At 65.0% G+C, this 23,978-nt stretch carries 21 protein-coding genes; 15 read left to right on the forward strand and 6 right to left on the reverse strand.

Annotated elements, in window-relative coordinates:
- Positions 1 to 32: 32 nt before the first annotated feature.
- Both KFK14_RS15295 and fsa read left to right on the forward strand, forming a co-directional pair.
- A complete protein-coding gene (locus KFK14_RS15295) occupies positions 33 to 1,274 on the forward strand; it encodes an NHL repeat-containing protein (RefSeq protein ID WP_070156921.1) in 1,242 nt (413 codons plus the stop codon).
- A 95-nt stretch (positions 1,275 to 1,369) separates the two neighbouring features.
- Positions 1,370 to 2,023, forward strand: a complete 654-nt coding sequence (gene fsa / locus KFK14_RS15300; protein WP_212608244.1) for a fructose-6-phosphate aldolase — start codon at positions 1,370 to 1,372, stop codon at positions 2,021 to 2,023.
- A 184-nt stretch (positions 2,024 to 2,207) separates the two neighbouring features.
- Here fsa and KFK14_RS15305 read toward each other — a convergent pair whose 3' ends face one another.
- The gene (locus tag KFK14_RS15305; protein ID WP_425516622.1) at positions 2,208 to 3,404 is read right to left on the reverse strand and encodes a penicillin-binding protein activator; all 1,197 of its coding nucleotides are present in this window, start codon (positions 3,402 to 3,404) and stop codon (positions 2,208 to 2,210) included.
- Positions 3,405 to 3,415: 11 nt separating this feature from the next.
- On the opposite strand from KFK14_RS15305, the gene rsmI reads away from it, so the two are divergent.
- From rsmI to KFK14_RS15325, 4 genes are all read left to right on the forward strand, one after another.
- Positions 3,416 to 4,249 (forward strand): 16S rRNA (cytidine(1402)-2'-O)-methyltransferase, encoded by an 834-nt coding sequence (rsmI, locus tag KFK14_RS15310; RefSeq protein WP_212608245.1) that lies wholly within the window; start codon positions 3,416 to 3,418, stop codon positions 4,247 to 4,249.
- On the forward strand, positions 4,246 to 4,614 hold the full coding sequence (locus KFK14_RS15315) for a YraN family protein (protein WP_212608246.1): 369 nt from the start codon (positions 4,246 to 4,248) through the stop codon (positions 4,612 to 4,614). The genes rsmI and KFK14_RS15315 overlap by 4 nt, the downstream gene beginning before the upstream one ends.
- 152 nt (positions 4,615 to 4,766) lie before the next feature.
- Positions 4,767 to 5,723, forward strand: a complete 957-nt coding sequence (gshB, locus tag KFK14_RS15320) for a glutathione synthase (protein WP_212608247.1) — start codon at positions 4,767 to 4,769, stop codon at positions 5,721 to 5,723.
- A 118-nt stretch (positions 5,724 to 5,841) separates the two neighbouring features.
- Positions 5,842 to 6,453 (forward strand): DedA family protein, encoded by a 612-nt coding sequence (locus KFK14_RS15325; RefSeq protein WP_212608248.1) that lies wholly within the window; start codon positions 5,842 to 5,844, stop codon positions 6,451 to 6,453.
- Positions 6,454 to 6,462: 9 nt separating this feature from the next.
- Here the strand turns inward: KFK14_RS15325 and KFK14_RS15330 are convergent, their stop codons facing one another.
- Positions 6,463 to 7,359 (reverse strand): tyrosine recombinase XerC, encoded by an 897-nt coding sequence (locus KFK14_RS15330; RefSeq protein ID WP_070156928.1) that lies wholly within the window; start codon positions 7,357 to 7,359, stop codon positions 6,463 to 6,465.
- Positions 7,356 to 7,985 carry a 5'-methylthioadenosine/S-adenosylhomocysteine nucleosidase gene (locus KFK14_RS15335; RefSeq protein WP_425516623.1) on the reverse strand — a complete coding sequence of 210 codons (630 nt, stop codon included), beginning with the start codon at positions 7,983 to 7,985 and terminating at the stop codon, positions 7,356 to 7,358. The genes KFK14_RS15330 and KFK14_RS15335 overlap by 4 nt, the downstream gene beginning before the upstream one ends.
- 180 nt (positions 7,986 to 8,165) lie before the next feature.
- On the opposite strand from KFK14_RS15335, the gene KFK14_RS15340 reads away from it, so the two are divergent.
- Entirely contained in the window at positions 8,166 to 10,334 is a 2,169-nt protein-coding gene (locus tag KFK14_RS15340) for a primosomal protein N' (protein WP_212608250.1), read from the forward strand.
- Between the two features lie 26 nt (positions 10,335 to 10,360).
- On the opposite strand, the gene KFK14_RS15345 is transcribed toward KFK14_RS15340, so the two are convergent.
- Together KFK14_RS15345 and ada are read right to left on the reverse strand one after the other, a co-directional pair.
- Complete coding sequence (locus KFK14_RS15345) at positions 10,361 to 11,545, reverse strand: epoxide hydrolase family protein (protein ID WP_212608251.1); 1,185 nt, start codon at positions 11,543 to 11,545, stop codon at positions 10,361 to 10,363.
- A gap of 114 nt (positions 11,546 to 11,659) precedes the next feature.
- Positions 11,660 to 12,718, reverse strand: coding sequence for a bifunctional DNA-binding transcriptional regulator/O6-methylguanine-DNA methyltransferase Ada (gene ada, locus KFK14_RS15350; protein ID WP_212608252.1), 1,059 nt, complete (start codon positions 12,716 to 12,718; stop codon positions 11,660 to 11,662).
- Positions 12,719 to 12,856: 138 nt separating this feature from the next.
- Between ada and KFK14_RS15355 the strand changes: the two genes are divergently transcribed.
- On the forward strand, positions 12,857 to 14,419 hold the full coding sequence (locus tag KFK14_RS15355; RefSeq protein WP_212608253.1) for a S1C family serine protease: 1,563 nt from the start codon (positions 12,857 to 12,859) through the stop codon (positions 14,417 to 14,419).
- A 165-nt stretch (positions 14,420 to 14,584) separates the two neighbouring features.
- On the opposite strand, the gene KFK14_RS15360 is transcribed toward KFK14_RS15355, so the two are convergent.
- Positions 14,585 to 16,300 (reverse strand): methyl-accepting chemotaxis protein, encoded by a 1,716-nt coding sequence (locus tag KFK14_RS15360; RefSeq protein WP_212608254.1) that lies wholly within the window; start codon positions 16,298 to 16,300, stop codon positions 14,585 to 14,587.
- Positions 16,301 to 16,760: 460 nt separating this feature from the next.
- Between KFK14_RS15360 and KFK14_RS15365 the strand changes: the two genes are divergently transcribed.
- The 7 genes from KFK14_RS15365 (at position 16,761) to KFK14_RS15395 (ending at position 23,930) form a co-directional block, all read left to right on the forward strand.
- Positions 16,761 to 17,315: a F0F1 ATP synthase subunit delta gene (locus tag KFK14_RS15365; protein WP_212608255.1), complete on the forward strand. Its 555-nt coding sequence runs from the start codon at positions 16,761 to 16,763 to the stop codon at positions 17,313 to 17,315.
- Between the two features lie 2 nt (positions 17,316 to 17,317).
- On the forward strand, positions 17,318 to 18,847 hold the full coding sequence (gene atpA, locus KFK14_RS15370) for a F0F1 ATP synthase subunit alpha (RefSeq protein WP_070155393.1): 1,530 nt from the start codon (positions 17,318 to 17,320) through the stop codon (positions 18,845 to 18,847).
- Between the two features lie 135 nt (positions 18,848 to 18,982).
- Positions 18,983 to 19,606 carry a LysE family translocator gene (locus KFK14_RS15375; protein WP_212608256.1) on the forward strand — a complete coding sequence of 208 codons (624 nt, stop codon included), beginning with the start codon at positions 18,983 to 18,985 and terminating at the stop codon, positions 19,604 to 19,606.
- Positions 19,607 to 20,479, forward strand: coding sequence for a F0F1 ATP synthase subunit gamma (locus KFK14_RS15380; RefSeq protein WP_212608257.1), 873 nt, complete (start codon positions 19,607 to 19,609; stop codon positions 20,477 to 20,479). It begins immediately after the preceding gene.
- Between the two features lie 34 nt (positions 20,480 to 20,513).
- Complete coding sequence (gene atpD, locus KFK14_RS15385; protein WP_070155387.1) at positions 20,514 to 21,974, forward strand: F0F1 ATP synthase subunit beta; 1,461 nt, start codon at positions 20,514 to 20,516, stop codon at positions 21,972 to 21,974.
- 179 nt (positions 21,975 to 22,153) lie between these two features.
- Positions 22,154 to 22,408 (forward strand): ATP synthase F1 subunit epsilon, encoded by a 255-nt coding sequence (locus KFK14_RS15390; protein WP_070155385.1) that lies wholly within the window; start codon positions 22,154 to 22,156, stop codon positions 22,406 to 22,408.
- Positions 22,409 to 22,436: 28 nt separating this feature from the next.
- Positions 22,437 to 23,930, forward strand: coding sequence for a hypothetical protein (locus tag KFK14_RS15395; RefSeq protein WP_212608258.1), 1,494 nt, complete (start codon positions 22,437 to 22,439; stop codon positions 23,928 to 23,930).
- The last annotated feature ends 48 nt before the right edge of the window (positions 23,931 to 23,978 follow it).

Genomic DNA, 23,978 nt, shown 5'->3' on the forward strand with positions numbered 1-23,978 from the left:
CGCCGGGCAAAGCTTTTTACGGGAGACGCACTATGGCCCGCATGGTCCCGACCGCCAGCCTTTCCGCCCTGCTCGCCCTCGCTTGCCTGTCCGCCTCCGCAACGGCCCAGAACGGCAGCCAGACACCCGCCGGCAAGCCCGCCGCGCGCGAACCCGCACTCGCGGCGCTCTTTGTCGAGGATATCGCGCCAGCGGGAACCCCCATCCCCCGTTTCAAGGTCGATGCCGCCTGGCCGACCATGCCCGACGACATGATGCTGGGGCAGGTCAGCGGCGTAGCGGTCGACAAGGACGATGACGTCTGGGTGATCCACCGCCCCCATTCGCTGGGGGCTACCGACACCGGCCTGGCGCTCAACCCGCCCGCCGCCAAATGTTGCCGCCCCGCCCCGACCATCGTCCGCTTCAGCAAAGCGGGCGCTTATCTCGACGGCTGGGGCGGGCCGGACACTGGCCCTGTGATCGACGGCGTCAGCCAGTGGCCAAAATCCGGCCACGGCATCTATGTCGATGCGGACAAGACCGTCTGGTTCGGCGGCAATGGCGATGGCGACCACGCCGTCCTGAATTTCACCGCCGACGGCAAGTTCATCCGCAGCTTCGGCAGGCGCGAAAAGACGGCGGGCAATCAGGACAAGGCATCGCTCGGCAACCCGTCGGACATATTCCACGAGGGCAATGAGGTGCTGGTCGCCGATGGCTATATCAACAAGCGGATCATGGGCTTTGACGGCAAGGCGAACGGCTTTCGCGAATATTGGGGCGCTTATGCCACGCCGCCCGCCGACATCCCCTCGGACGGCCATTTCGACGTGAGCAAGGCGATGAGCGACGCGGATGGCGGCGCGAACCCGCAAGCGAAGAATTTCGGCGATATCGTCCACTGCATCGTCAAGACGAAGGGCGGCGACTATTATGTCTGCGACCGCCGCAACAACCGCGCCCAGCTTTTCCGCAGGGACGCCAAGGGCAAGATGCAGTTTGTCCGGGATGTCGCCATCGCTCCCGAAACGCGCGGCACCCGTACGGTGACGGACGTCGCCCTCTCTCCGGACGAAAAATATCTCTACATCGCGGACATGATGAACGGCCGCATCTGGATACTCCTGCGCGAGACGCATCAAGTGCTGGGCGCGATCGGCCGTAACGGTCGGCAGGCCGGGCAATTTACCTGGCTGCACAGCATCGCCACCGACTCGGCGGGCAATATTTATGCGACGGAAGTATCCACGGGCCGGCGAGTGCAGAAGCTGGTATTCACCGGCTTCGACTAAGTAGTGACTGGCCTGTGCGCCCTTCACGGGATGACGGGGGATGAGCGTCCTTCTATAGCGGCGCCAACGAATCATCCGCCGGAAGGGGCCGACCCATGAAATTCTTCGCCGACACCGCCGACATCGCCGACATCACTGAACTGGCCGACACCGGCCTGCTGGACGGCGTGACCACCAACCCGTCGCTGATCCACAAGTCCGGCCGCAAATTCGTCGAGGTCGTCGCGGAAATCTGTAAGCTCACCGATGGTCCGGTTTCCGCCGAAGTGGTCGCGCTCGATCATCCCACGATGATGAAGGAAGCGGAAATCCTGCGGAAGATTGCGGACAATGTCTGCATCAAGGTGCCGCTGACCATCGACGGCCTCAAGACCTGCAAGGCGCTGTCGGATGAGGGCACGATGGTCAATGTGACCCTCTGCTTCTCCGCCAATCAGGCGCTGCTCGCGGCGAAGGCTGGCGCGACCTTCATCTCGCCCTTCGTTGGCCGCCACGATGACAATGGCTTTGACGGCATGAAGCTGATCGAGGACATCCGCCTCATCTATGACAATTACGCCTTTGAGACCGAGATTCTGGTCGCCAGCGTACGCCACCCCATCCACGTCCTTGAGGCCGCAAAGATCGGCGCAGACGTGATGACCGCCCCCCCGGCCGTCATCAAGGCGCTGTTCAACCATGTCCTGACCGACAAGGGCATCGCCGGCTTCCTGGCGGACTGGGAAAAGACCGGCCAGACCATCGTTTGAGGAATGATCACCGCATTCCGTGCGCCCTGAGCGAAGTCGAAGCCTGTCCTGAGCGCCTGCCGCAGGCGGGCAGTCGAAGGGGGCTCTGCCGAGCGTAAGCGAGGCGCCTTCACTCCGTTCAGGTCAGGGCTTCGACTTCGCTCAGCCTGAACGGGAAGGAGCCTCAGGACTGTTCGCTGTGCTCTTACTGCCCAAACCCCCTGGGCGCCGCGTCAATCACGGTGAAGCTCCCCGGATTGATCTGGCTCACCTCCAGCGCCCGCTCGGCAACCCCGTTCGCGCCGAAGCGGAATGCCCCGTCGATCCCGGTGAAGCCGCCCGCATCGCTCAGCCGCCTGGCCGGGAACGGCGTGCCCGGCTTCCACTCCTGCGACATCTTCACCGTCAGCAGCACAGCGTCATAGCCGAGCGAGGACAGGCGGAACGGCGCGGCGCCGAACCGCGCGCGATATTTCGTCGCTAGCTGCCGGTAATAGGTGTCGGACACGCTCGCAAACCATGCGCCATTGACCGCGGCATTGCCCGCCAGCGCGCTTTCCGTGTTCCACAATTCCGTGCCCAGGATACGCGCGCCGGCCGCGCCGCGCTTGCGCACGAGCGGCGCGATCTGGATCGCCGTGCGGCCGCTGTCAGCGATCAGGATCGCGTCATAGGCGTCGCCCTGCGGCAGCTTCTGAACGGCCGCCGCAAATGATCCGGCCGACCGGTCGAACGTCTGCATGGACACCACCGTCCCGCCCGCGCTTTCGACCGTGCGCAGCAGCGCGTTGCCCGACCGCTCGCCATAGACGCCGCGCGGCACCAGCGCGGCGAACCGGGTCAGCCCCTTGCCCCGCGCATAGGTGATCACCCGCTCGATCGATTGGGTGGGGCTGTATCCCATCAGGTAGGTGCCGTTGCCCGCGACGCTGCTGTCGTTGGAAAAGCTGATGACCGGCACCCCGGCCTTCTGCGCGATCGGGCTGACGGCGCGCACGTCCGACGCGATCAGGGGACCGAGGATCAGCTTGTTGCCCTCCGCAATCGCCTTCTGCGCGGCAGCGCCAGCGCCCAGATTCGTGTCATAGGTGGTGACGCGCACCTTTTCCGTCCGGCTGTCCAGCAGCGCCAGCGTCGTTGCATTGGCGATGGACTGGCCGACACCGGCATTCGGTCCGGTCATCGGCACCAGCAGGGCGACGCGGTTGCGCAGCGTGTCGGTGGGCAGGCCCTGCTCCACGCCCGGCTGAGTCGTGACGGGCGGCGGCGTCGGACCGGTGCCCTTGGGAACGATGGACTGACAGGCGGCGACCAGCAGAGTGCAGGCGGCAAACAGAATGCGCCCGCTTCTTCCCATCGCGGACCATATGCCCGCTTGCCGTCCGGCACCCGTCTCTGTCATCTGCTTTCCTTATGAAGCCTTCTCTTGAACCCGGCCTTTACATCGTAGCAGGTCCGATCGGCAACCTTGCCGACCTGACCCCGCGCGCGGCCGAAATCCTGCGTCTGGCGGACGTGATCGCGGTAGAGGACACCCGCGTCAGCGCGAAACTGCTGCGCCATGCCGGGTCCGACCGGCCGATGGTCCCTTATCATGATCATTCCAGCGACACCCTCCGCGCCCGGCTTTTGGAACGCATGGTTAACGAATCGGTTGCACTGCTTTCCGACGCCGGAACGCCCCTCATCTCCGATCCGGGTTACAAGCTTGTGCGGGACGCGCGCGCCGCCGGGCGGTTCGTCACCAGCCTGCCCGGCCCCAGCGCCGCGATCACCGCCCTCACCCTTTCCGGCCTGCCTACCGACCGTTTCCTGTTCATGGGCTTCCTGCCCGCAAAGGTGAAGGCGCGCGCCGATGCCCTCGCGGAAGTCTCCGCCCTGCGCGCGACCCTCATTTTCTACGAAAGCGGCCCGCGCCTTTCCGCCAGCCTCGCCGCGATGGCGGAGGCGCTGGGCGACCGCGATGCCGCCGTCTCGCGGGAAATCAGCAAGACGTTTGAGGAAACCGTGACTGGTCCCCTCTCCGCGCTCTCCACCCGCTATGCCGATGCGCCGCCCAAGGGCGAGATCGTCGTCATCGTCGGCCCGCCGGGAGAAGCTGAACCTGCAAGCGAGGAAGACGCCGACGCCGCGCTGCTGGAGGCGATGGAGCGCCTGCCCGTCTCCAAGGCCGCCGGAGAAGTGGCGAAGAAGCTCGGCCTCGACCGCCGTGAGCTTTACGCCCGCGCCATGATCCTGAAGGGATGAGGCAACCCGAACCCGCCAGGCTGAGGGCGGAAAAGCGCGGCCGCCAGGCCGAGCGCATCTGCGGCTGGTGGCTGCGGCTGAAGGGCTGGAAAATCCTCGCCCGCCGCGTTCGTACCCCACTGGGCGAAGTCGACCTGATCGCCCGGCGCGGAAACATGGTCGCTTTTGTGGAGGTGAAGGCCCGCGCAACCGCCGCCGAACTCGATTTCGCCATCGACGAACGCCGCCTCTCCCGCGTTGCCCGCGCCGCCGAAATCCTGTGGCCGGACTATGCCCAGCCGGGCGATGACATGCGAATCGACGTGATGCTCCTTGCGCCCGGCCGCGCGCCGCGCCATCTGACCAACGTCTGGCATGGGGGGTGAGCCGTTCGCCCATTCCCCCTTCTTCGTCACCCTGAACTTGTTTCAGGGTCCATTGGCTCCGGCGGCGCATGGCAATGCAGCGTCCGTGCTCATGGATGCTGAAACAAGTTCAGCATGACGAACTTCGAAATGGATGAGGAAGAGAGAACCACATGACCCTGAATGTCGCCGTGCAGATGGACCCGATGGAAGGCATCAAGATCGGCGGGGATTCGACCTTCCACATCATGCTCGCGGCGCAGAAGCGCGGACACAAACTCTATCATTATCTTGCGCCCGACCTCACTTTCCGCGACGGCCGGGTCATTGCCGACGTTCGCCCGGTGGAGGTGCGCAAGGTTCAGGGCGATCATTTCACCTTCGGCGATCCCGTGAAGCTGGACCTTGGCCGCGACATAGACGTCGTGCTGATGCGGCAGGACCCGCCCTTCGACCTCTCCTACATCACCGCCACGCACCTGCTGGAGCGCATCCAGGGCGAAACGCTGGTCGTCAACGACCCCGCCGCCGTCCGCAACGCGCCGGAAAAGCTGTTCGTGCTCGACTATGCGCGCTTCATGCCCCCCACCATGATCACCCGCAGCCTTGCGGAAGTGAGAAGCTTCCTCGCCGAACATGGCGAGATCGTCGTGAAACCGCTCTACGGCAATGCCGGCAACGCGGTATTCCATGTCGATGGCAAAGGCTCAAACCTCTCCGCCCTTGTGGAACTGTTCAAGGCGTCATGGGTCGAACCCTTCATGGTTCAAGCGTTCATCCCCGGCGTCGCCAGCGGTGACAAGCGCATCGTCCTCGTCGACGGTGAAGTGGCGGGCGCGGTCAACCGCATTCCGGGCGCGGGCGAAATCCGGTCCAACCTCGCGGTCGGCGGTTCCGCTGCCAAGACCGAACTGACGGCGGAAGAACGCGAAATCTGCGCGGCCATGGGTCCTGAACTGAAGAGGCGCGGCCTGCTGTTCGTCGGCATAGATGTGATCGGCGGCAAATGGCTGACGGAAATCAACGTCACCTCGCCCACCGGCATCGTCTCCATTGACGCCTTTGACGGCACCGACACCGGCGGCATGATCTGGGACGCCATCGACGCGCGGCTGAAGGCGCGGGGATAAGAGCAGAGTTGTGCCTCCCCTCCTACGTCATCCCAGCGCAGGCTGGGATCTCAGGCCGGATGGCGCTTCCTTTCCTGAGATCCCAGCTTTCGCTGGGATGACGGAAGACGGATAAGCCATGACTGACTGGGTTCTCCACCTGATCGATTCCGGCGGATATTGGGGCATCGGCTTCCTGATGGTGCTGGAAAATGTCTTTCCGCCCATTCCGTCGGAACTCATCATGGGCGTCGGCGGCATTCGCGTGGGTCAGGGCAGGATGGAGATGCTCCCGCTGATGATCGCGGGAACGGTCGGCACCACGATCGGCAATTATTTCTGGTATCTGGTCGGGCTGAAACTGGGCATGCGGCGCATCAAGGCGCTGGTCGACCGCTTCGGCCGCTGGGCGACGCTGGACTGGGGTCATGTAAAGGCGCTCAATCGCCTGTTCGAACGCTATGGGCAGGTCATCGTGTTCGGCTTCCGCTTCATGCCGACCTTCCGCACAATGGTCTCGCTGCCCGCTGGCCTGTTCCGCATGGGGCATATCCGTTTCCTGCTCTGGACGGCGGCGGGCGCGACGATCTGGAACCTGATCCTTGCCTATGCAGGCTATGTGCTGGGCTATAATTTCCGCGAGATCGACAAATATATCGGCCCCATCTCGACCGCCGTGGTGGTGGTCATCGCCATCCTCTATGTCTGGCGGCTCATCACCTGGAAACCGTCAGCCACGAAAAAGGATTGAGACGGCCTCCTACGCCCGCGGATGGGCGTTGCGGTAGATATCGAGCAGATAGGCGGCGTCCACCTGGGTATAGACCTGCGTCGACGACAGGCTGGCATGGCCAAGCAGTTCCTGCAACGACCGCAAATCCGCGCCCCGGCCCAGCAGGTGCGTCGCGAAACTGTGCCTCAGGGCATGCGGTGTCGTCCGCTCCGACAGGCCCAGCCGTCCCCGCGCGCCCTGCACCGCCCGCCGGATCAGCGCCGGGTCCAGCACGCCGCCCCGCGCCCCGCGAAAGATCGCCTTTCCCTTCTCCGCCGGCCAGGGACATACCGCCAGATAGGCTTCGACGGCTTGCCTGACCTGCGGCAGCAACGGCACCACCCGCGTCTTGTTGCGCTTGCCGGTGACGCGCAGCGTCTCGCCCAGCGGCATGGCGTCGCCCGTGATTCCCAACGCCTCGCTGATCCGCAGGCCGCAACCATAAAGCAGCATCAGCACCGCCCAGTCGCGCGCGCCGATCCATCCGTCCCGCGCCGTTTCCGCCACATCCTCCGCCAGCGCGATCACCTCATCCGGCGAAACCGGGCGCGGCACGCCGCGCTTGACCCTTGGCCCCTTGACCGCCGGAACGCTGGCGCCCTCCCCACCGGCGAAACGCAGGAATCCCCGCACCGCCGACAGTTCGCGCGCCGCCGACAGGTTGCCGATGCCCTCGCCCCGCCGGTCGGCGAGGAAAGACCGGATATCCGCCGTCCCCAGCCGGGTCAGATCATTGCGCGAGACCGCTCCGCCCCTGTGCCGCGCCAGAAAATCCAGCAACCGCTCCGCCGTCGCGACATAGGCCCGCACCGTATGAACCGACCGCCGCCTGTCCTGGGCGAGGAACAGGCGATAGGCGTCAATCAGAGCGGCGGCGGCGGTCATAAGGCGCGCGTTGAGGAAAGCGCGGCCGCCAGTTGATCCACTGCAGCCGCAAGCCTCTCGTCGAGCACGGAGAGAAGCTCGGTCCACCCCCTAATGCCGTCAAGGTCGCCGGGTCCGTCAGACACGCCGCGTAAGCCCATGAGCGGCACGTTGAAATTCTGGCACACGCGCGCCACGGCGAAGGTTTCCATGTCCACCATGTCCGCGTCGATGGCAGCATAAGCGTCCCCTGTCACGATGTTCGCGCCAGTGGATAGCCTTACCGCCTTCAGGTCGATCGGCGTCACCAGGGGTATATCGGCCGGATGATCCAGAAACGGGGTCACGCCTTTCGGAAACCCCAGTGCGGAGGCATCCATGTCGCGCCACGATACGCTGGCGACCTGATATATCTCGCCAAGAGCGCATGCGCGCGACCCCGCCGAGCCGAGCGATACCACAAGATCGGGAAGCGTCTTTGACCGGGCCATATCGGCCAGGGCTATGCCGGTCGTGATCGCCGCCTCGATCGGTCCTACGCCGGTCAGGAGCGGCGTGAACCGCCTTTGCAGATGGACCCCATATTCGGCGCCGACCGCCATGACGAACAATATGCGGTGGCGGCCGATGATTTCGCAGTCGGCCAAGCCATTCTCCCATCGTGGCCATTCTCCCATCGGGGAAGGCGCGCAATCGCCAAGTCTGACGCCACTGTGCCATCGTATCCGCCAAAGGAAAAGATTGTCCCCATCGCGCTGGCGGCTTTCTTCGAATACCCTTTCGACGCGGCGATTCCCTTTCCCCGCCATCGTCCCTAACTAGGGGGCATGACTCGCGCCCGCGTCCTCCTCCTCAATGCAGCCCTCGGCCCGCTCGACTATCGCGTCCCCCACGGCATGCAGGTGGAGCCGGGCAGCATTGTCGTAGCGCCCCTCGGCCCGCGGCAGCTTGTCGGCGTGGTGTGGGAGCCGGAGAGTTTCCAGGAGGCGGAGACAGTGGGCGACAACCGGCTCCGTAACCTGCTGGCCGTGCTGGACGCGCCACCAATCCCCGCACCGCTCCGCCGCCTGATCGAATGGACGGCTGACTATTATCTCGCTCCGCCTGCCGCCGTGCTGCGCATGGCGCTTGCCTCCCTGTCCGCGCTGGAGGGCGCGCGCACCGTCATCGAATATCGCCCGACCGGCGACGCGCCCGACCGCATGACGGAGCAGCGCACCCAGGCCCTCGAACGCATCGGCGGGCGGCAGGGGCTGGTGCGCGAACTGGCGCTGATCGGCGGCGTGTCCGACGCCGTGATCCGGGGCCTCGTCAAATCCGGCGCGTTCGAACCCGTGGAGGTCTCCACCGACACCCCCTTCCCCGATCCCGATCCGGACTTCGCCCCGCCCGCGCTCAGCGAGGAACAATCCGCCGCCGCCGCCCGCTTCGTCGCGGCCGTCGATGCCCAGACATTCGAGCCTTTCCTGCTCGACGGCGTCACCGGCTCCGGCAAGACGGAAGTCTATTTCGAGGCGATCGCCAGCGCCATCCGCGGCGGGCGGCAGGTGCTTGTCCTGCTCCCCGAAATCGCCCTCACCGAACCTTTCCTCGAACGGTTCGAGAAACGCTTCGGCACCGTGCCCGTTAGCTGGCACAGCGGCCTGCGCCAGTCGGAGCGCCGCCGCGCGTGGCGCGCCATTTCGTCGGGCCAGGCGAAGGTCGTCGTCGGCGCCCGCTCCGCACTGTTCCTGCCCTATGCGGCCCTCGGCCTGATCGTCGTCGATGAGGCGCACGAGACCAGCTTCAAGCAGGAGGATGGCGTCCATTATCACGCCCGCGACGTGGCGGTGATGCGCGGACTTCAGGAAGGATGCCCGGTCATCCTCGCCTCCGCCACGCCCGCCATCGAAACCCGGCATCAGGTGGAGATCGGCCGCTATACGGAGATCAAGCTGCCCGGCCGCTATGGCGGCGCGGAAATGCCGGAGATTGTTGGCCTGGACCTGCTGTCCGATCCGCCGGAGCGCGGCCGCTGGATAGCGCCGCCGCTTGTGAAGGCCATCGACGAAGTGCTTGAAAAGGGGGAGCAGGCTCTCCTCTTTCTTAACCGCCGCGGTTATGCCCCGCTCACCCTGTGCCGCCATTGCGGCCATCGCTTCCAATGCCCCAACTGCACTGCATGGATGGTCGAGCACCGCCTCACCAGCCGCCTCGCCTGCCACCATTGCGGCCATGTCCTGCCAACGCCAAAGGTCTGCCCCGAATGCCGGGAGGAGGACAGCCTGGTCGCCTGCGGCCCCGGTGTCGAGCGTATCGCCGATGAGGTCGCCGCCCGCTGGCCCACCGCCCGCACCGCCATCGTAACATCGGACACGCTCTGGTCCCCGGCCAAGGCGGCCGAGTTCGTGAAAAGTGTCGAGGGCGGCGACATCGACATCATCGTCGGCACGCAGCTTGTGACGAAGGGCTATCATTTCCCCAACCTCACCCTCGTCGGCGTGATCGACGCGGATCTGGGGCTGGAGGGCGGCGACCTGCGCGCCTCCGAGCGCACTTTCCAGCAGATCGTGCAGGTCTCCGGCCGCGCCGGACGCGGGGAAAAGCCCGGCCGCGTATTCCTTCAGACGCGGATGATGGAGGCGGGCGTCATCAAGGCGCTGATCGCCGGGGATTCCGAACGCTTCTACGCCGCCGAAACCGAAAGCCGCCGCCGCGCCAATGCCCCGCCTTTCGGCCGCTTCGCCGCCATCATCATATCCAGCGAGGATTCGCGCGAGGCCGCCGAAACCGCCCGCCTGATCGGCAAGAGCGCGCCGCAGATCGACGGCATGAGCGTATATGGCCCCGCGCCCGCCCCGCTCTCCGTCCTGCGCGGCCGCCACCGCCACCGCCTGCTTGTCCACGCCACCCGCCAGCTCGACGTGCAGGCGGCGATCCGCGAATGGCTGGGCAATGTCGTCTGGAAATCCGGCACCCGCGTCGCCGTGGACGTCGACCCCTACAGTTTTGTCTAGAACCTGCTTGGCGGGGACATGATTCTCTAGGACTGGCGCATGGGCCGGAACATCGCCCGGACATCCTCGATGATTATGTCCGGCACCTCGATCGGCGCGAAATGTCCGCCCCGGTCATGGCGGCGCTCGAAGGTCAGATTGAACAGCCCGCCCGTACCCTTGCCAAGCCCCGTGGTGCCGTCATGGGTGAAATGACTGATGCCGGTCGGGGCCTGCACCATGGGCGACAGGGTGTGGGATGGTTGCCAGGGGTTGCGGGCGGCCTCCGCGTAGAAGCGCGCGGAGGTCACGAAGCTGTCCGTCAGCCAGTAGATCATGGCCGTCGTGATCAGGAAATCCCGGTCGAACGCGGCATAAAGTCCTTCCCTGCAATCGCCCCAGCTATGCCGCCGCTCGACGAGCCAGGCCAGCAGGCCCACCGGCGAGTCATGCAACGCATAGGCCAGCGTCTGCGGGTCGAGCACCTGGACGCACACATGCGCCGCGATGCGCGCCTGCCAGTCCAGAAACGCCCGCCGCTCGCTCTCCGGCAGCTCCTTGGGCGCCAGATTGCCGGCGGTGATGTCCCATGGCCGCTCATGGTTGAATAGGGTCAGCGGCGCGATCGTGGAGATATGGATGCCGTGCAGTTCGTCCGCATATTTATGGCCAAGCTGCGTCGTCGTCAGCGCGCCCCAGTCGCCGCCCTGCGCGGCATAGCGGGGGAAGCCGAGCGCCTGCGTCATCAGCTTGTGCCACAGGTCGGCGGTCGACCAGAAGTTGATGCCTGTCCTGGTCAGCGGCGTGGAAAGGCCAAAGCCCGGCATCGACGGCACGATGACCTCAAACGCATCGGCCGGATCGCCGCCGAAGGAGGCCGGGTCCGCCAGCGGCCGAATCACCCGGTGGAGATCCCAGAAGCTCCATGGCCATCCATGCGACAGGATGATCGGCATCGGCGCGGGGCCGCGTCCCGGCTCCCGGATGAAATGCACCGGCACATCGTCTATCGTCACCCGGTGATGCTTGAAGCTGTTGATGGCCTGCTGTTGCCCGTCCCAGTCATATCCGTCCCGCCAGTAATCCAGCAGGTCGCGCAGCACGTCGCCATTCATCCCATAGGACCAGTCGGCATTCGCAAAATCATGGGGCAGATGCGCGTTGGCGACCCGCTGCCGCAGATCGGCGAGCCGCGCGGGCGAAGGATCGAACTGGATTTCCTCTATGGTCATTGGCCATCCTCTCTTGCCCCAGATCTTGTGGAGGGGTCAGGGCGAGGCTTGCACAGCCTCCTATAAAAGACAATCATGAATGTATTTTTTAGAGAGAGCTGAAGATCTGTGCTCTTATGCGCTTCGCTCGCGCTCCAGCAACTTTTCCTTGCGCTCCAACCCATAGGCGTAACCGCCAATCCCGCCATCGCTGCGCAATACCCGGTGGCACGGCACCAGCACCGCCAGCACATTGTCGCCACAGGCCGTTCCCGTCGCCCGCACCGCGCCCGGCTTGCCGATGCTCTCCGCCACCTGCTTATAGGTGCGGGTCTGGCCTGGCGGAATCGCGCGCAATGCGTCCCAAACCGCCTGCTGGAACGCTGTGCCCTGTACGTCCACCGGCAGGTTCATCCGCCGCTCCGGGTGATCGGCCAGCGCCACCACTTCCTCCGCCAGATCAGCGAAATTCTTGTCCGCCGGCAGAATATCCGCATTGGGGAAACGCCGCTCCAACTCCGTCTCATCCTCGTCAAAGCTGATCCGGCACAATCCCCTGTCGGTCGCGGCGATCAGCATGGGGCCAAGGCTGCTGTCGGCGACGGTGTAGCGGATCGTCACGCCCTGCCCGCCATTCTTCCAGGCGCTCGGCGTCATGCCCAGCCGCCTGCCCGCATCCGCATAGGCGCGGCTCGGCGCATTATAGCCCGCATCATAGATCGCCTCGGTCACGCTCCCCCCTTCGGACAGCGCTGTCTCCAGCCGGTCTGCGCGCAGCTTCCGCGCATAGGCGGCCGGGGTGACGCCCGTATCGCGCTTGAACAGCCGGTGAAAATGATGCGGCGCATAGCCAACCGCCTCGGCCAGCGCCTCCAACGGCAAAGGCTCCTCGGCCGCCGCGATCAGCGCCAGCGCCTTCTCCACCGCCAGCCTGTCCCGTCCCGCCTCGTCGGGGCGGCAGCGCAGACATGCGCGAAAGCCTGCGTGCCGCGCGGCGGCGGCGTCGGGAAAGAACAGGACATTCTCCCGCTTCGGATGGCGCGCCGGGCAACTTGGCTTGCAATAGATGCCGGTTGTGAGCACCGCGCCCACAAAACGGCCGTCCTGATCGCGGTCCCGGCTGGAAAAGGCGGCCCATGCGGCATCGGCGTCGATCGCCGCTGGAGGGGCTTGGGGGTGAGTCATCTGGTTCATGCGTCTACCCTGCCCGCGCCGCGACGAGAAGGCTTCCCGCCCCTTGCGCTCAAACCTCGCTTGTAAGTTCCCTTCCGGGAGGGTGGAAAGGGTTTCCCGTTTACAAGCGTCCCGCAGCCCATATGTAGTGCGCGCGTAATGACTCTGATCCGCCGCCTCGCCCTGATTCTGTGCCTTGCCGGCTTTGCTTCCGTCGCGCGCGCCGATCAGCAGGACCTGACCGCCGCCGCGCGCGGGGTCGTCCGCGTGGCGATCGTCGCCACGGACGGCAACCAGTCCTATTTTGTCGGCCACGGCACTGGCTTTGCCGTCGCGCCCGACAAGATATTGACCAACGCCCATGTGGTGGAGCTTGTCCGCGAGGAAAGAAACCTCGTGATCGGCGTGGTCCCGTCGGAGGGCAAGAAAAGCTATGGCGGCAAGATCGTCGCTTTTTCGCCCGGCAATGATCTTGCCCTGATCCAGCTTGACGAGGGCGCTTTGCCCGTCAGCACCTTCTATGCCGGAGCGCCGCAGGACGGCCAGCATGTCACCGCCATCGGCTATCCCGGCACCGTGGACCGCGCCCAGGGCCTCGACCTGCAGCAGATGGTTCAACCGCTGATCCCGGTAAAGACCAGCGGCAACATCTCGTCCGGCCGCAGCAGCAAGGGTTACGACACCATCCTGCACACCGCGCCGCTCGCGGCGGGGAACAGCGGCGGCCCGTTGGTCGATGATTGCGGCCGGGTGCTTGGCGTCAACAGTTTCGGCTCGGTGTCCGATGGCGGCAATGACGCGGAATTCGGCTTTGCCGTGTCGAACCGGGAGATCGCAAATTTTCTCCGCCAGGCGGGCGTCCAGTTCCTGCGCACCACGGCCGAATGCAAGTCGATCGCCCAGATCACGGATGAGGACGCCCGCCGCACCGCGGAGGAAGCGGCGCAGAAGGACGCTGCTGCCCGCGCGCGCGACGAAGCCCATGACGCAGCCATGGCGAAGGCCCGCGAGTCGGCGGAGCAGCAGGTGATTTCCGGGCGTGAGAATGCGATGGCGATCGCCGCCGTCCTCCTCGCCCTGGCCGTACTCGGCATCGGCGCCGCCGGGCTGAACTATAATCAGGGCAAGCAGAAACCGGCGATGTGGTTCGGCATTGGCGGCGGCGCGCTCCTTCTCGGCGCGCTCCTCACCTTCCTGCTCCGGCCAAGCTTCTCCAGCATCGACGAGCGTGTTGTCATGCCCGATGATGGCCAGGTGACAAGCGCATCCACCTATGCGCCGCTTGGCGACAATATCTGCCTTATCGACACCGCGCGCAGCCGCATCACCGTGTCGGACATGAATGATGTGGCGATCAACTGGGCGGCGGGCGGCTGCGTTAACGGCAAGACGCAGTTCATTCCCACCCGCGGCCCCGCGGGGGAAATCTGGAGCCGCATCCTCGCCCCGGCCGAACAGGCGGTTCTGTCCGTCAACAGTTTCGATCCGCAAACCGGCACCTACCGGTCGGAACGCTATCTCGCCGACGCCGAAACGCTGGAACGGGCGCGGGAGGTAAGGGCCAAGTCGGATTCGGGCCAGTGCTCCACTGATCCGCAGGCCATTGAGAAGATCAAGCGCATGCAGGACGACCTGCGCGCCATCCTGCCGCCCCAACCCAATGAGCGTCTGGTCTATCACTGCCAGAAGGGCGCTGCGTCGGCGGCCAAGCCCGGCAATTAGAGACGCCGCCTACTCTCCACATCCCGTTCGTGCTGAGCCTGTCGAAGCACCGCCCTTCTTCGTTTCAAGAAAGCGCAACCCTTCGACACGCTCAGGGCGAACGGCGGTAGCTAAGCCCCCGCAACTGCCGATGAGTCGCTAACGCGGCATGTCCCTGCCCGCGCCTTAAGCCGCCGTCCTGACATCCTCCGCCAGCCGTCCGAACGCATTGCGCAGCCGCTCGGCCTTCCCCGCAATGGCGTCGGCGGTTTCCAGCAGGCCCTTCGCCGACTGGCGGACATCGCTCGCCCTGTCGCGCAATTCGCTGACCCCATTGGCCGTACTGCGCGCGCCGCCCCTGACATGGGCGACGGCGATCGCGATCTCCCGGCTCGAATGACCCTGACTGGTCACCGCCTCGACAATGCGGTCCGAATTGCGGCTGACGCCCGCCGCCATCTGCTCGACCAGCGAGACGCTGCCCAGCACGGCGTCGCTCGTGTCCGCGATCCGGCCTAGCTGCTCGCCAATTTCGCGCGCCGCCGCCTGCGTCTGCGAAGCAAGCTGCTTGATTTCCTGCGCCACCACGCCGAACCCCTGCCCCGCCGCCCCCGCGCGGCTTGCCTCGATTGCGGCGTTCAGCGCCAGCATGTCGGTCTGCTGGGCAATGCCGCTGATCTGGTCCAGCATGCCGGATATGCCTTGCACCAATTGCCGCAGGGCATTGGCGTGCGTCCGGTTGTCCTGGCTGCGGACATGGACGCTCGCCGCCTGCTCACGGGTCGAGGCGATGGTTTTCTCCACCTCGCCCATCATGCCGGTCAGCGCGGTGCTTGCGTCCTCGATCTGGGTCATCGTTGCCGCGATATCATCGACGTCCCGGCTCGCGGCCGTCGCCATGTCCTGCGACGTGCCGGAAATCAGCTCCATCCCCACCGCCATCTCGCGCATCGATTGCGCCGCCGCAGCAAGGCCCCCCGCCAGGTCGCGCAGCTCGGCGTCGGACCGGCCGAATATCTGGTCCAGCGACTCCGCGCGCCGCTGCGCCGCCTCGGCTGCGGCCTGCTCGCGGGACGTAAGGGCCGCCTCCGCCGCCCGCTTCTGCTCTCTCAGCCGCCTGCCTTCCTGCGCGCGTTGCCCGGCCAGCGCGATCGCCCGCGCGATGTCGCCGATTTCGTCGCTCCGGTCCTGATGCGGCACTTCGTCCTCTAGGCCGGTTGCGGCCGTGAAGGATGCAATGTCGGACAGGGGAATGATGATCTTGCGGTTCGCCAGCCGCAGCACATACCAGCCAATAGCGATTCCCAGGACGACGACGCCGCTGAACAGCGCCTGCGTGACGGTCGCTATGGCGGACAGCGTGCGCCGTTCGGACAACGCCATGCCGCGCAGCCCCTCCATATAATCGCCCGACACCGTAAGCAGCGGGTCGACATGGGTGTAGAAGGTGCCCGACAGGAAGAAATCCAGCCCGTCGCGATCGTTCCGCTCCAGCAGCATGCGCAATTGCGACATGCCCTTGTCCGCCGATTCCCGTTCCTGCAGCAATTCGCTCCAGACGATGCCGCCCGCCTGCTCCGGCACTTCCCCGTCCAGCGCGGACCAGGCCCGCGCGATTCTGTCCTGCAGGGACGACAGCGCGCTCGCGCCGCCTTCGGGCGTCATATTCCCGCTCTGCACCTTGTTGGCGATGCCCAGCGCCTGCTCATAGCTGCTGGTCACTGTCTGCAGGTCGCTCAGCGGGCCGAACCGGTGGTCGACCAGCCGCGCAACGCCCAGTTGGTTAATGGAGGCGACCGCCAGGACGAACAGCGAAAGGATCAGTAGCGCAACCGACATTCCGATTACGGCAACCCGCGCATGCCGGATCAGCGACCCGTCTGTACGCACCCGTCGATTCACGAAAGTTTTCAGAATGTTCCGAATGCGCACGCAAAGACCCTTTGTGGTGCGGAACTTCTCGCCCGCTGCGGCCCGTGTCTCATCTGCCCTTGAAAATATCGTTAACGGAATGCCGCTTTCCGCATTCGGAAAACCCCGGAAAACTGTCATAAATCAGTCATTTTTCTGTCATGAAAAGGTTAACGGCGGACGAGGCCGTCGCCGGTTCCGCCCGCATGAAGGCCGTGGGACGGGGCATCGCCCGTCATTGATCCGCGCCGCTCCGGCCGGCGGAGTGCAGGCGGAGTCCCGGCGGAGTCACTGTCCCATTTTGCTATCGCCCGCTTCCCTGTCACATATGGTCCATAGGCGTATTGCATCCCCGCCTCCCCCCTGCTAACCGGCCCGCACAACAGGGGGACGGGCTACCGCCTCCCTTTCTTTGCATGACCGGCACATCAGGTGGGAGGACGGTAAGCGCGTGGAGAATTCCGGCGGTATTCAGGCAAGCCTCAGCGGGCGCTATGCGCTGGCGCTGTTCGAGCTGGCCCGCGACGGCAAGAGCCTCGACTCGGTTGGCGACAGCCTCGGCGCGCTGAAGGCGGCGCTGACGCAATCCCCCGATTTCAAGGCATTGATCAACAATCCTCTGATCGGCCGTAAAGCCGCGACCCAGGCGGTCGCCGCTGTCGCTTCATCGATGGGCATTGATCAGCTTACGGCGAAATTCCTCGGCGTCCTCGCCCAGAACCGCCGCCTCTCGCAGCTCCCAGCGGTCATCCGCGCCTATGAGACGCTGCTTTCGAATCACAAGGGTGAGGCCCGCGCGGAAGTCACTTCCGCCCACGCCCTGACAAAGACTCAGATCACCGCCCTTCAGAAGAGCCTGAGGGCGCGCGTCGGCCGCGATGTTGCTGTTGATGCGAAAGTCGATCCTGCAATTCTCGGCGGGCTGGTCGTCAAGATCGGCAGCCAGATGATCGACAGCTCCATCCGTACCCGATTGAACACGCTAGCAATGGCGATGAAAGGCTGAACATGGATATCAACGCCGCAGAAATTTCGAAGGTCATCAAGGACCAGATCGCCAGCTTCGGCACGGAGGCGCAGGTCTCCGAGGTTGGCACCGTGCTCTCCGTCGGTGACGGCATCGCCCGCATCCACGGCCTCGACAATGTCCAGGCCGGTGAAATGGTCGAGTTCGCCAACGGCGTGCAGGGCATGGCCCTGAACCTGGAGGCTGACAATGTCGGCGTCGTGATCTTCGGCTCGGACAGCGAGATCAAGGAAGGCGACACCGTCAAGCGCACCGGCACCATCGTCGACGTTCCCGTCGGCAAGGGTCTGCTCGGCCGCGTCGTGGACGGCCTCGGCAACCCGATCGACGGCAAAGGGCCGATCGTTTCGGAAGCCCGCATGCGCGTCGAGAAGAAAGCGCCCGGCATCATCCCGCGCACCTCGGTGCATGAGCCTGTCCAGACCGGCCTGAAGGCGATTGACGCCCTCGTGCCCGTCGGCCGTGGCCAGCGCGAACTGATCATCGGCGACCGCCAGACCGGCAAGACCGCCGTCGCCATCGACACCTTCATCAACCAGAAAGGCGTCAATGCGGGCAAGGATGAGGGCAAGAAGCTCTACTGCATCTATGTCGCCATCGGCCAGAAGCGCTCGACCGTCGCGCAGATCGTGAAGCAGCTCGAAGAAAATGGCGCGATGGAATATTCCATCGTTGTCGCCGCGACCGCTTCGGAACCCGCTCCGCTCCAGTATCTCGCGCCCTACACCGGCGTCACCATGGGCGAATATTTCCGCGACAACGGCATGCACGCCCTGATCGTTTATGACGATCTGTCGAAGCAGGCCGTCGCCTATCGCCAGATGTCCCTGCTGCTGCGCCGTCCTCCGGGCCGCGAAGCCTATCCGGGCGACGTGTTCTATCTCCACAGCCGCCTGCTTGAGCGCGCTGCGAAGATGAACAGCGACAATGGCTCCGGTTCGCTGACCGCGCTGCCGATCATTGAAACGCAGGCGGGCGACGTGTCGGCCTACATCCCGACCAACGTGATCTCGATCACCGATGGCCAGATCTTCCTCGAAACCAACCTCTTCTATCAGGGCATCCGTCCGGCCATTAACGTGGGTCTGTCGGTGTCGCGCGTCGGCTCCGCCGCGCAGACCAAGGCGATGAAGAAGGTGTCCGGCTCGATCAAGCTGGAGCTGGCCCAGTATCGCGAAATGGCCGCCTTCGCCCAGTTCGGTTCGGACCTCGATGCCTCGACGCAGAAGCTGCTGAACCGTGGCGCGCGCCTGACCGAGCTGCTCAAGCAGCCCCAGTTCTCGCCGCTGCCCTTCGAGGAGCAGACCGCGTCGATCTTCGCGGGCACCAACGGCTATCTGGACAATATCGCTGTGTCGGACGTGAACCGCTATGAGGAGGCGATGCTTTCCTTCCTGCGTCACGACCATGCCGACCTGCTGAAGGATATCCGCGACAGCAAGGATCTGGGCGATGGTCCCAAGGAAAAGCTGAAGGCCGCGCTCGACACCTTCGGGAAGTCGTTCGCGTAACGCCTAACACCATATCGTCATCCCGGCGAAAGCCGGGACCCATCTCTCGACCAGGCGGCTATCCTGCCGAAGGCGAAATGGGTCCCGGATCAAGTCCGGGATGACGAAAGAGGAAAGAAGACGAACCAAGTTACGATGCTGACCCAACAGTCCCTCCTTGCCTGGACGATCCTTTCGATCGGTCTGGTGCTGCTTCCGGGGCCTGACACCATGCTGGTGGCGGGTCATGCGGCGCGGCGCGGGTTCAAGGCGGGTATGGCGGCGATTGGCGGCATCCAGCTTGGCGGTCTCCTCTACATGGCGCTTTGCGGCTTCGGCTTCCTGTCGGTGCTGAACGCGGTGCCGGGCCTGTTCATGACGGTGAAGATCGCCGGTGCGATCTATCTGCTGTGGCTGGGCGTGCAGATGCTGCGCGGCGCTGTCCGTCCGGCGCCTGCCGGTGAGGCGAAGGTTATGCCGGTCGGCGCGCCTTTCCGTCAGGGTTTCATCAGCACCGTCCTCAATCCGAAGGTCGCGGTGTTCTTCCTGGCCGCCCTGCCGCAGTTCGTTGGCACTGGCCCGGACGCGCCGCTGCATGGCGTGCTGCTGATCGCGATCGTTTACGGCCTTGGGCTTGTCTGGTGCGTTGCGCTGGCGGCTCTGGCGACACATGCCGGCCGCAAGGTCGGGCAAAGCAGCGCGATGCGCTGGTTCGAAGGCGCCCTTGGCGTCGCATTCATTGGTTTGGCGGGCCGTCTGGCCCTGGCTCGGAACGCATAAATGGCAAGTCTGAAGGAACTCAAGGGTCGTATCGCCTCGGTCAAGTCGACCCAGAAGATTACGAAGGCCAAGCAGATGGTCGCCGCGGCGAAGCTGCGCAAGGCGCAGGCAGCGGCGGAAGCCGCCCGCCCCTACGCCCAGCGGCTGGAGGGTGTCGTCGCCTCCCTCGCCTCGAAGGTCACGGTCAGCGAATCCAGCCCGAAGATCCTCGCCGGCACTGGCAAGGACGATGTCCAGCTTCTCGTCGTCGCCAATGGCGATAAGGGTCTGGCTGGCGCATTCAACGCCAACATCGTCAAGGCCGCCGTCCAGAAGGCGCGCGAGCTGATCGCCGCCGGCAAGACGGTGCAGTTCTACCTCGTCGGGCGCAAGGGTCGCGCGGTCATCAACCGCACCTTCCCCGGCAAGATCATCGGCCAGTTTGACACGACCGAGGTCCGCACCCCCGGCTTCACCGAGGCGCAGGCGATCGCCAAGGAAATCAGCGACCTGTTCTTCGCGGGCAAGTTCGACGTCGCGACCCTGTTCTTCTCGACCTTCAAGTCGGCGCTGGCGCAGATCCCGACCGAGCAGCAGCTTATCCCGGTGCTCGTTCCCGCCAATGCCGGTCCCAGCAACACCGCGGTGGAATATGAGCCGGACGAGGAGACCATCCTCGCTGACCTGCTCCCCCGCAACATCTCGATCCAGCTTTTCAAGGCGCTTCTGGAAAACCAGGCGTCGGAACAGGGCGCGTCGATGAGCGCGATGGACAACGCCACGCGCAATGCGGGCGAGCTGATCAACAAACTCACCATCCAGTATAACCGCAGCCGCCAGGCCGCGATCACCACCGAACTGATCGAAATCATCGCGGGCGCAGAGGCGCTGTAATTTCGCGAAAGACAAGAAGGCAAGGAAACTAGTCATGGCAAGAACCAAGAGTGCCGGCACCAACAATGTAGGCAACATTTCGCAGGTTATCGGCGCCGTCGTCGACGTGACCTTCCCGGACGCCCTCCCCGCCATTCTTTCGGCGCTGGAGACCAGCAACAACGGCCAGCGCCTCGTCCTTGAGGTTGCCCAGCACCTCGGCGAGAACACTGTCCGCACGATCGCGATGGACTCGACCGACGGTCTGACCCGCGGCCAGGAAGTCACCGACACCGGCGCGCAGATCTCGGTACCGGTCGGCCCCGCCACGCTCGGCCGCATCCTCAACGTCGTCGGCGAGCCGATCGACGAGCGCGGCCCGATCGCGACTGACCTGAAGGCGCCGATCCACGCCAAGGCCCCGGAATTTATCGACCAGTCGACCGAGGCGGGCATTCTCGTCACCGGCATCAAGGTCATCGACCTGATCGCTCCTTATGCAAAGGGCGGCAAGATCGGCCTGTTCGGCGGCGCGGGTGTCGGCAAGACCGTGCTCATTCAGGAGCTGATCAACAACATCGCGAAGGGCCATGGCGGCACCTCGGTGTTCGCGGGCGTCGGTGAGCGCACGCGTGAAGGCAACGATCTCTATCACGAATTCCTCGACGCCGGCGTTATCGCCAAGGACGCCGACGGCAACGCCATTTCCGAAGGCTCCAAGGTTGCCCTGGTCTATGGCCAGATGAACGAGCCGCCGGGCGCCCGCGCGCGCGTCGCCCTGTCGGGTCTGACCATCGCTGAATATTTCCGCGATCAGGAAGGCCAGGACGTGCTGTTCTTCGTCGACAACATCTTCCGCTTCACCCAGGCGGGTTCGGAAGTGTCGGCGCTGCTCGGCCGTATTCCTTCGGCCGTGGGCTATCAGCCGACCCTGTCGACCGACATGGGCGCGCTGCAGGAGCGCATCACCTCCACCAACAAGGGGTCGATCACCTCGGTTCAGGCGATCTACGTTCCCGCGGACGACTTGACCGACCCTGCGCCGGCCACCTCCTTCGCGCACTTGGACGCAACGACGACGCTGAACCGCGCCATTTCCGAACTCGGCATCTACCCGGCCGTCGACCCGCTCGACTCCACCAGCCGCGTTCTGGAGCCGCGCATCGTCGGTCAGGAGCATTATGAGACCGCCCGCGCCGTCCAGGCGATCCTGCAGAAGTATAAGTCGCTGCAGGACATCATCGCCATTCTGGGCATGGACGAGCTGTCCGAAGAGGACAAGCTGACCGTCGCCCGCGCGCGCAAGATCCAGAAGTTCCTGTCGCAGCCCTTCCACGTCGCCGAAGTCTTCACCGGCATCCCCGGCAAGTTCGTCCAGATCGAGGACACGGTGAAGTCGTTCAAGGCTGTCGTCGACGGCGAATATGACCACCTGCCCGAAGCCGCCTTCTACATGGTCGGCGGCATCGACGAAGCCGTCGAAAAGGGCAAGAAGCTGGCTGCGGAAGCGGCGTAAATTTTAGAGCCTCCCCTCCCTTTCAAGGGAGGGGATTGAGGGGTGGGTGGCGAGCGAAGCGAGCCTGCTCCTACGTTGAGTTGGCTTCGCCAGCCATTGCATCGCAATGGCACCCACCCTTGACCAGAGGCACGTGACTCTGGTCAACCCTCCCTTGAAAGGGAGGGAGGAGATTGTTGATGGCACTGCATTTCGAACTCGTGACCCCGGAAAAGCTCGTCCGTTCGGAGAGCGTCTATATGGTCGTCGTCCCCGGCAGCGAGGGCGATTTCGGCGTGCTTGAAGGGCATGCCCCCTTCATGTCGACCGTTCGCGACGGCGAGATTCAGGTCTTTTCCAGCGCCACCGCCGCGCCGGAGAGCATTCCCGTCGTCGGCGGTTTCGCCGAAGTCAATGAAAAGGGCCTGACCGTCCTCGCGGAGAAGGCCGGTTGAGGACAGCCGCCGCGGGACTTTCCCCCCGGTGACGCGCCCGGCTATCCCACGGGGTCATATCCCCACGGGGTGGCTGATCGGCATTCTCGCCACATGGCTTGGCCTCAGCCAGCTTCTTCTGTGGCGCTTCCTCAATGTCATGCCCGTCTGGGCCTATCCCCTCGGCCTGCTATTGCTTGGCGCGCTGGTCTGGGGCCTGATCCGCACGACCGCGCGCCTGCCCGCCCCTGAACAGACAGGCCCGGCGCCCGGCGCGCTGCTGATCTGCTTCGCCGTCGCGCTGCTGCTGCTCATCCTCGGCGGTGAGGGCCGCTTCTTCTATTCCAACATCGACTGGCAGGTGCGCGACGCCGTCCTGCGCGACATGGCGGTCAATCCCTGGCCTTTCGTCTACACCGCCCGCGCCGTCCCGGACGTGCTGCGAGCGCCCATCGGCATGTTCTTCGTCCCCGCCCTTGCCTGGAAAGCGGCCGGGCCACGGGCGGCCGACATCGCCCTGCTCCTTCAGAACGCCGCCCTGCTCTCGATCCTTCTGGCGCTCGGATCGCAGCTCTTCGCGCACCGCTGGCAGAAAGCCGCCGCCCTCCTCATCCTCATTTTCTTCAGCGGCCCGGATATTGTCGGCCAATATAGCATCTGGGGCACCGTCAACGACCGCATCGAAATCTGGTCAGGCCTGCAATATTCCTCCAACATCACCCTCGCATTCTGGGTGCCGCAACATGCGCTGGCCGGCTGGATCGCGGCGCTGCTGTTCCTGCTCTGGCGCGCCCGGCGCATTCCGCTGGGAGCATTTCTCGCGCTCCTGCCGCTGACGGCGCTCTGGTCGCCCTTCGGCCTGCTCGGCGGCCTGCCCTTCGCCGCCCTCGCAGCGTTTCAGGACCTGCGCAGCCGCCGGATAGTCCCTTCCGACATCGCCATTCCCGCTCTGGCGACCCTGCTGGTTATCCCCACCCTTCTCTATCTTGCGGCGGCGGGCGATGATGTCGGCATCCGCTTCTACCCCATCCCCTGGATACGCTACGCCTTCTTCGAGGCTGTGGAGGTTCTGCCCCTGCTCGTGCCGGTGTTGGTCTGGGCCATCCGCCAGCGCGCCGACATCGCCCTGCTGCTGGTCGTCGCCGCGTGCCTGGTCCTGATGCCCTTCGTGCAGATCGGCTGGTCGCTGGACTTCATGATGCGCGCCAGCATCCCCGCGCTCACCATCCTCGCGCTGCTCGTCATCCACCGCCTGTTTCAGCCCGGCATGGCGCCTGCAAAGCTGTGGCTGGTGATCATATTGCTGCTGGGTTCGGCGACCGGCATCATCCAGATCCGCCGGGCGCTCATCAACGAACCGTCACCACGCGGCGCCTGCACTTTCTTTAAGGCCTGGGACCAGAGTTTCGCGAAATTCCCGAAAGGCTCCTACCTCGCCCCCCTGCCGGACATGCCGTCATGGCTCCGCCCGGAAACCCCCGCCCGCGCCAGCGCGAACGAGCCGGAGAAATGCTGGCCCGGCAAATGGATGCAGACGCGCTGAGATTCGGTCACCATCTCCGTTCACCCTGAGCGAAGTCGAAGGGTTCAA

Origin of the sequence: Sphingobium phenoxybenzoativorans, from assembly GCF_018286635.1 — a bacterium.
In the GTDB taxonomy this organism is placed as follows: Bacteria; Pseudomonadota; Alphaproteobacteria; order Sphingomonadales; family Sphingomonadaceae; genus Sphingobium; species Sphingobium phenoxybenzoativorans.

What these genes read in the sequence shown, in the direction of transcription:
- KFK14_RS15295 (WP_070156921.1), top strand. Translation starts at nt 33, where the DNA reads ATGGCCCGCATGGTCCCGACCGCCAGCCTTTCCGCCCTGCTCGCCCTC.
- fsa (WP_212608244.1), top strand. Translation starts at nt 1,370, where the DNA reads ATGAAATTCTTCGCCGACACCGCCGACATCGCCGACATCACTGAACTG.
- KFK14_RS15305 (WP_425516622.1), bottom strand. Translation starts at nt 3,404, where the DNA reads ATGACAGAGACGGGTGCCGGACGGCAAGCGGGCATATGGTCCGCGATG.
- rsmI (WP_212608245.1), top strand. Translation starts at nt 3,416, where the DNA reads ATGAAGCCTTCTCTTGAACCCGGCCTTTACATCGTAGCAGGTCCGATC.
- KFK14_RS15315 (WP_212608246.1), top strand. Translation starts at nt 4,246, where the DNA reads ATGAGGCAACCCGAACCCGCCAGGCTGAGGGCGGAAAAGCGCGGCCGC.
- gshB (WP_212608247.1), top strand. Translation starts at nt 4,767, where the DNA reads ATGACCCTGAATGTCGCCGTGCAGATGGACCCGATGGAAGGCATCAAG.
- KFK14_RS15325 (WP_212608248.1), top strand. Translation starts at nt 5,842, where the DNA reads ATGACTGACTGGGTTCTCCACCTGATCGATTCCGGCGGATATTGGGGC.
- KFK14_RS15330 (WP_070156928.1), bottom strand. Translation starts at nt 7,359, where the DNA reads ATGACCGCCGCCGCCGCTCTGATTGACGCCTATCGCCTGTTCCTCGCC.
- KFK14_RS15340 (WP_212608250.1), top strand. Translation starts at nt 8,166, where the DNA reads ATGACTCGCGCCCGCGTCCTCCTCCTCAATGCAGCCCTCGGCCCGCTC.
- KFK14_RS15345 (WP_212608251.1), bottom strand. Translation starts at nt 11,545, where the DNA reads ATGACCATAGAGGAAATCCAGTTCGATCCTTCGCCCGCGCGGCTCGCC.
- ada (WP_212608252.1), bottom strand. Translation starts at nt 12,718, where the DNA reads ATGAACCAGATGACTCACCCCCAAGCCCCTCCAGCGGCGATCGACGCC.
- KFK14_RS15355 (WP_212608253.1), top strand. Translation starts at nt 12,857, where the DNA reads ATGACTCTGATCCGCCGCCTCGCCCTGATTCTGTGCCTTGCCGGCTTT.
- atpA (WP_070155393.1), top strand. Translation starts at nt 17,318, where the DNA reads ATGGATATCAACGCCGCAGAAATTTCGAAGGTCATCAAGGACCAGATC.
- KFK14_RS15375 (WP_212608256.1), top strand. Translation starts at nt 18,983, where the DNA reads ATGCTGACCCAACAGTCCCTCCTTGCCTGGACGATCCTTTCGATCGGT.
- KFK14_RS15380 (WP_212608257.1), top strand. Translation starts at nt 19,607, where the DNA reads ATGGCAAGTCTGAAGGAACTCAAGGGTCGTATCGCCTCGGTCAAGTCG.
- atpD (WP_070155387.1), top strand. Translation starts at nt 20,514, where the DNA reads ATGGCAAGAACCAAGAGTGCCGGCACCAACAATGTAGGCAACATTTCG.
- KFK14_RS15390 (WP_070155385.1), top strand. Translation starts at nt 22,154, where the DNA reads ATGGCACTGCATTTCGAACTCGTGACCCCGGAAAAGCTCGTCCGTTCG.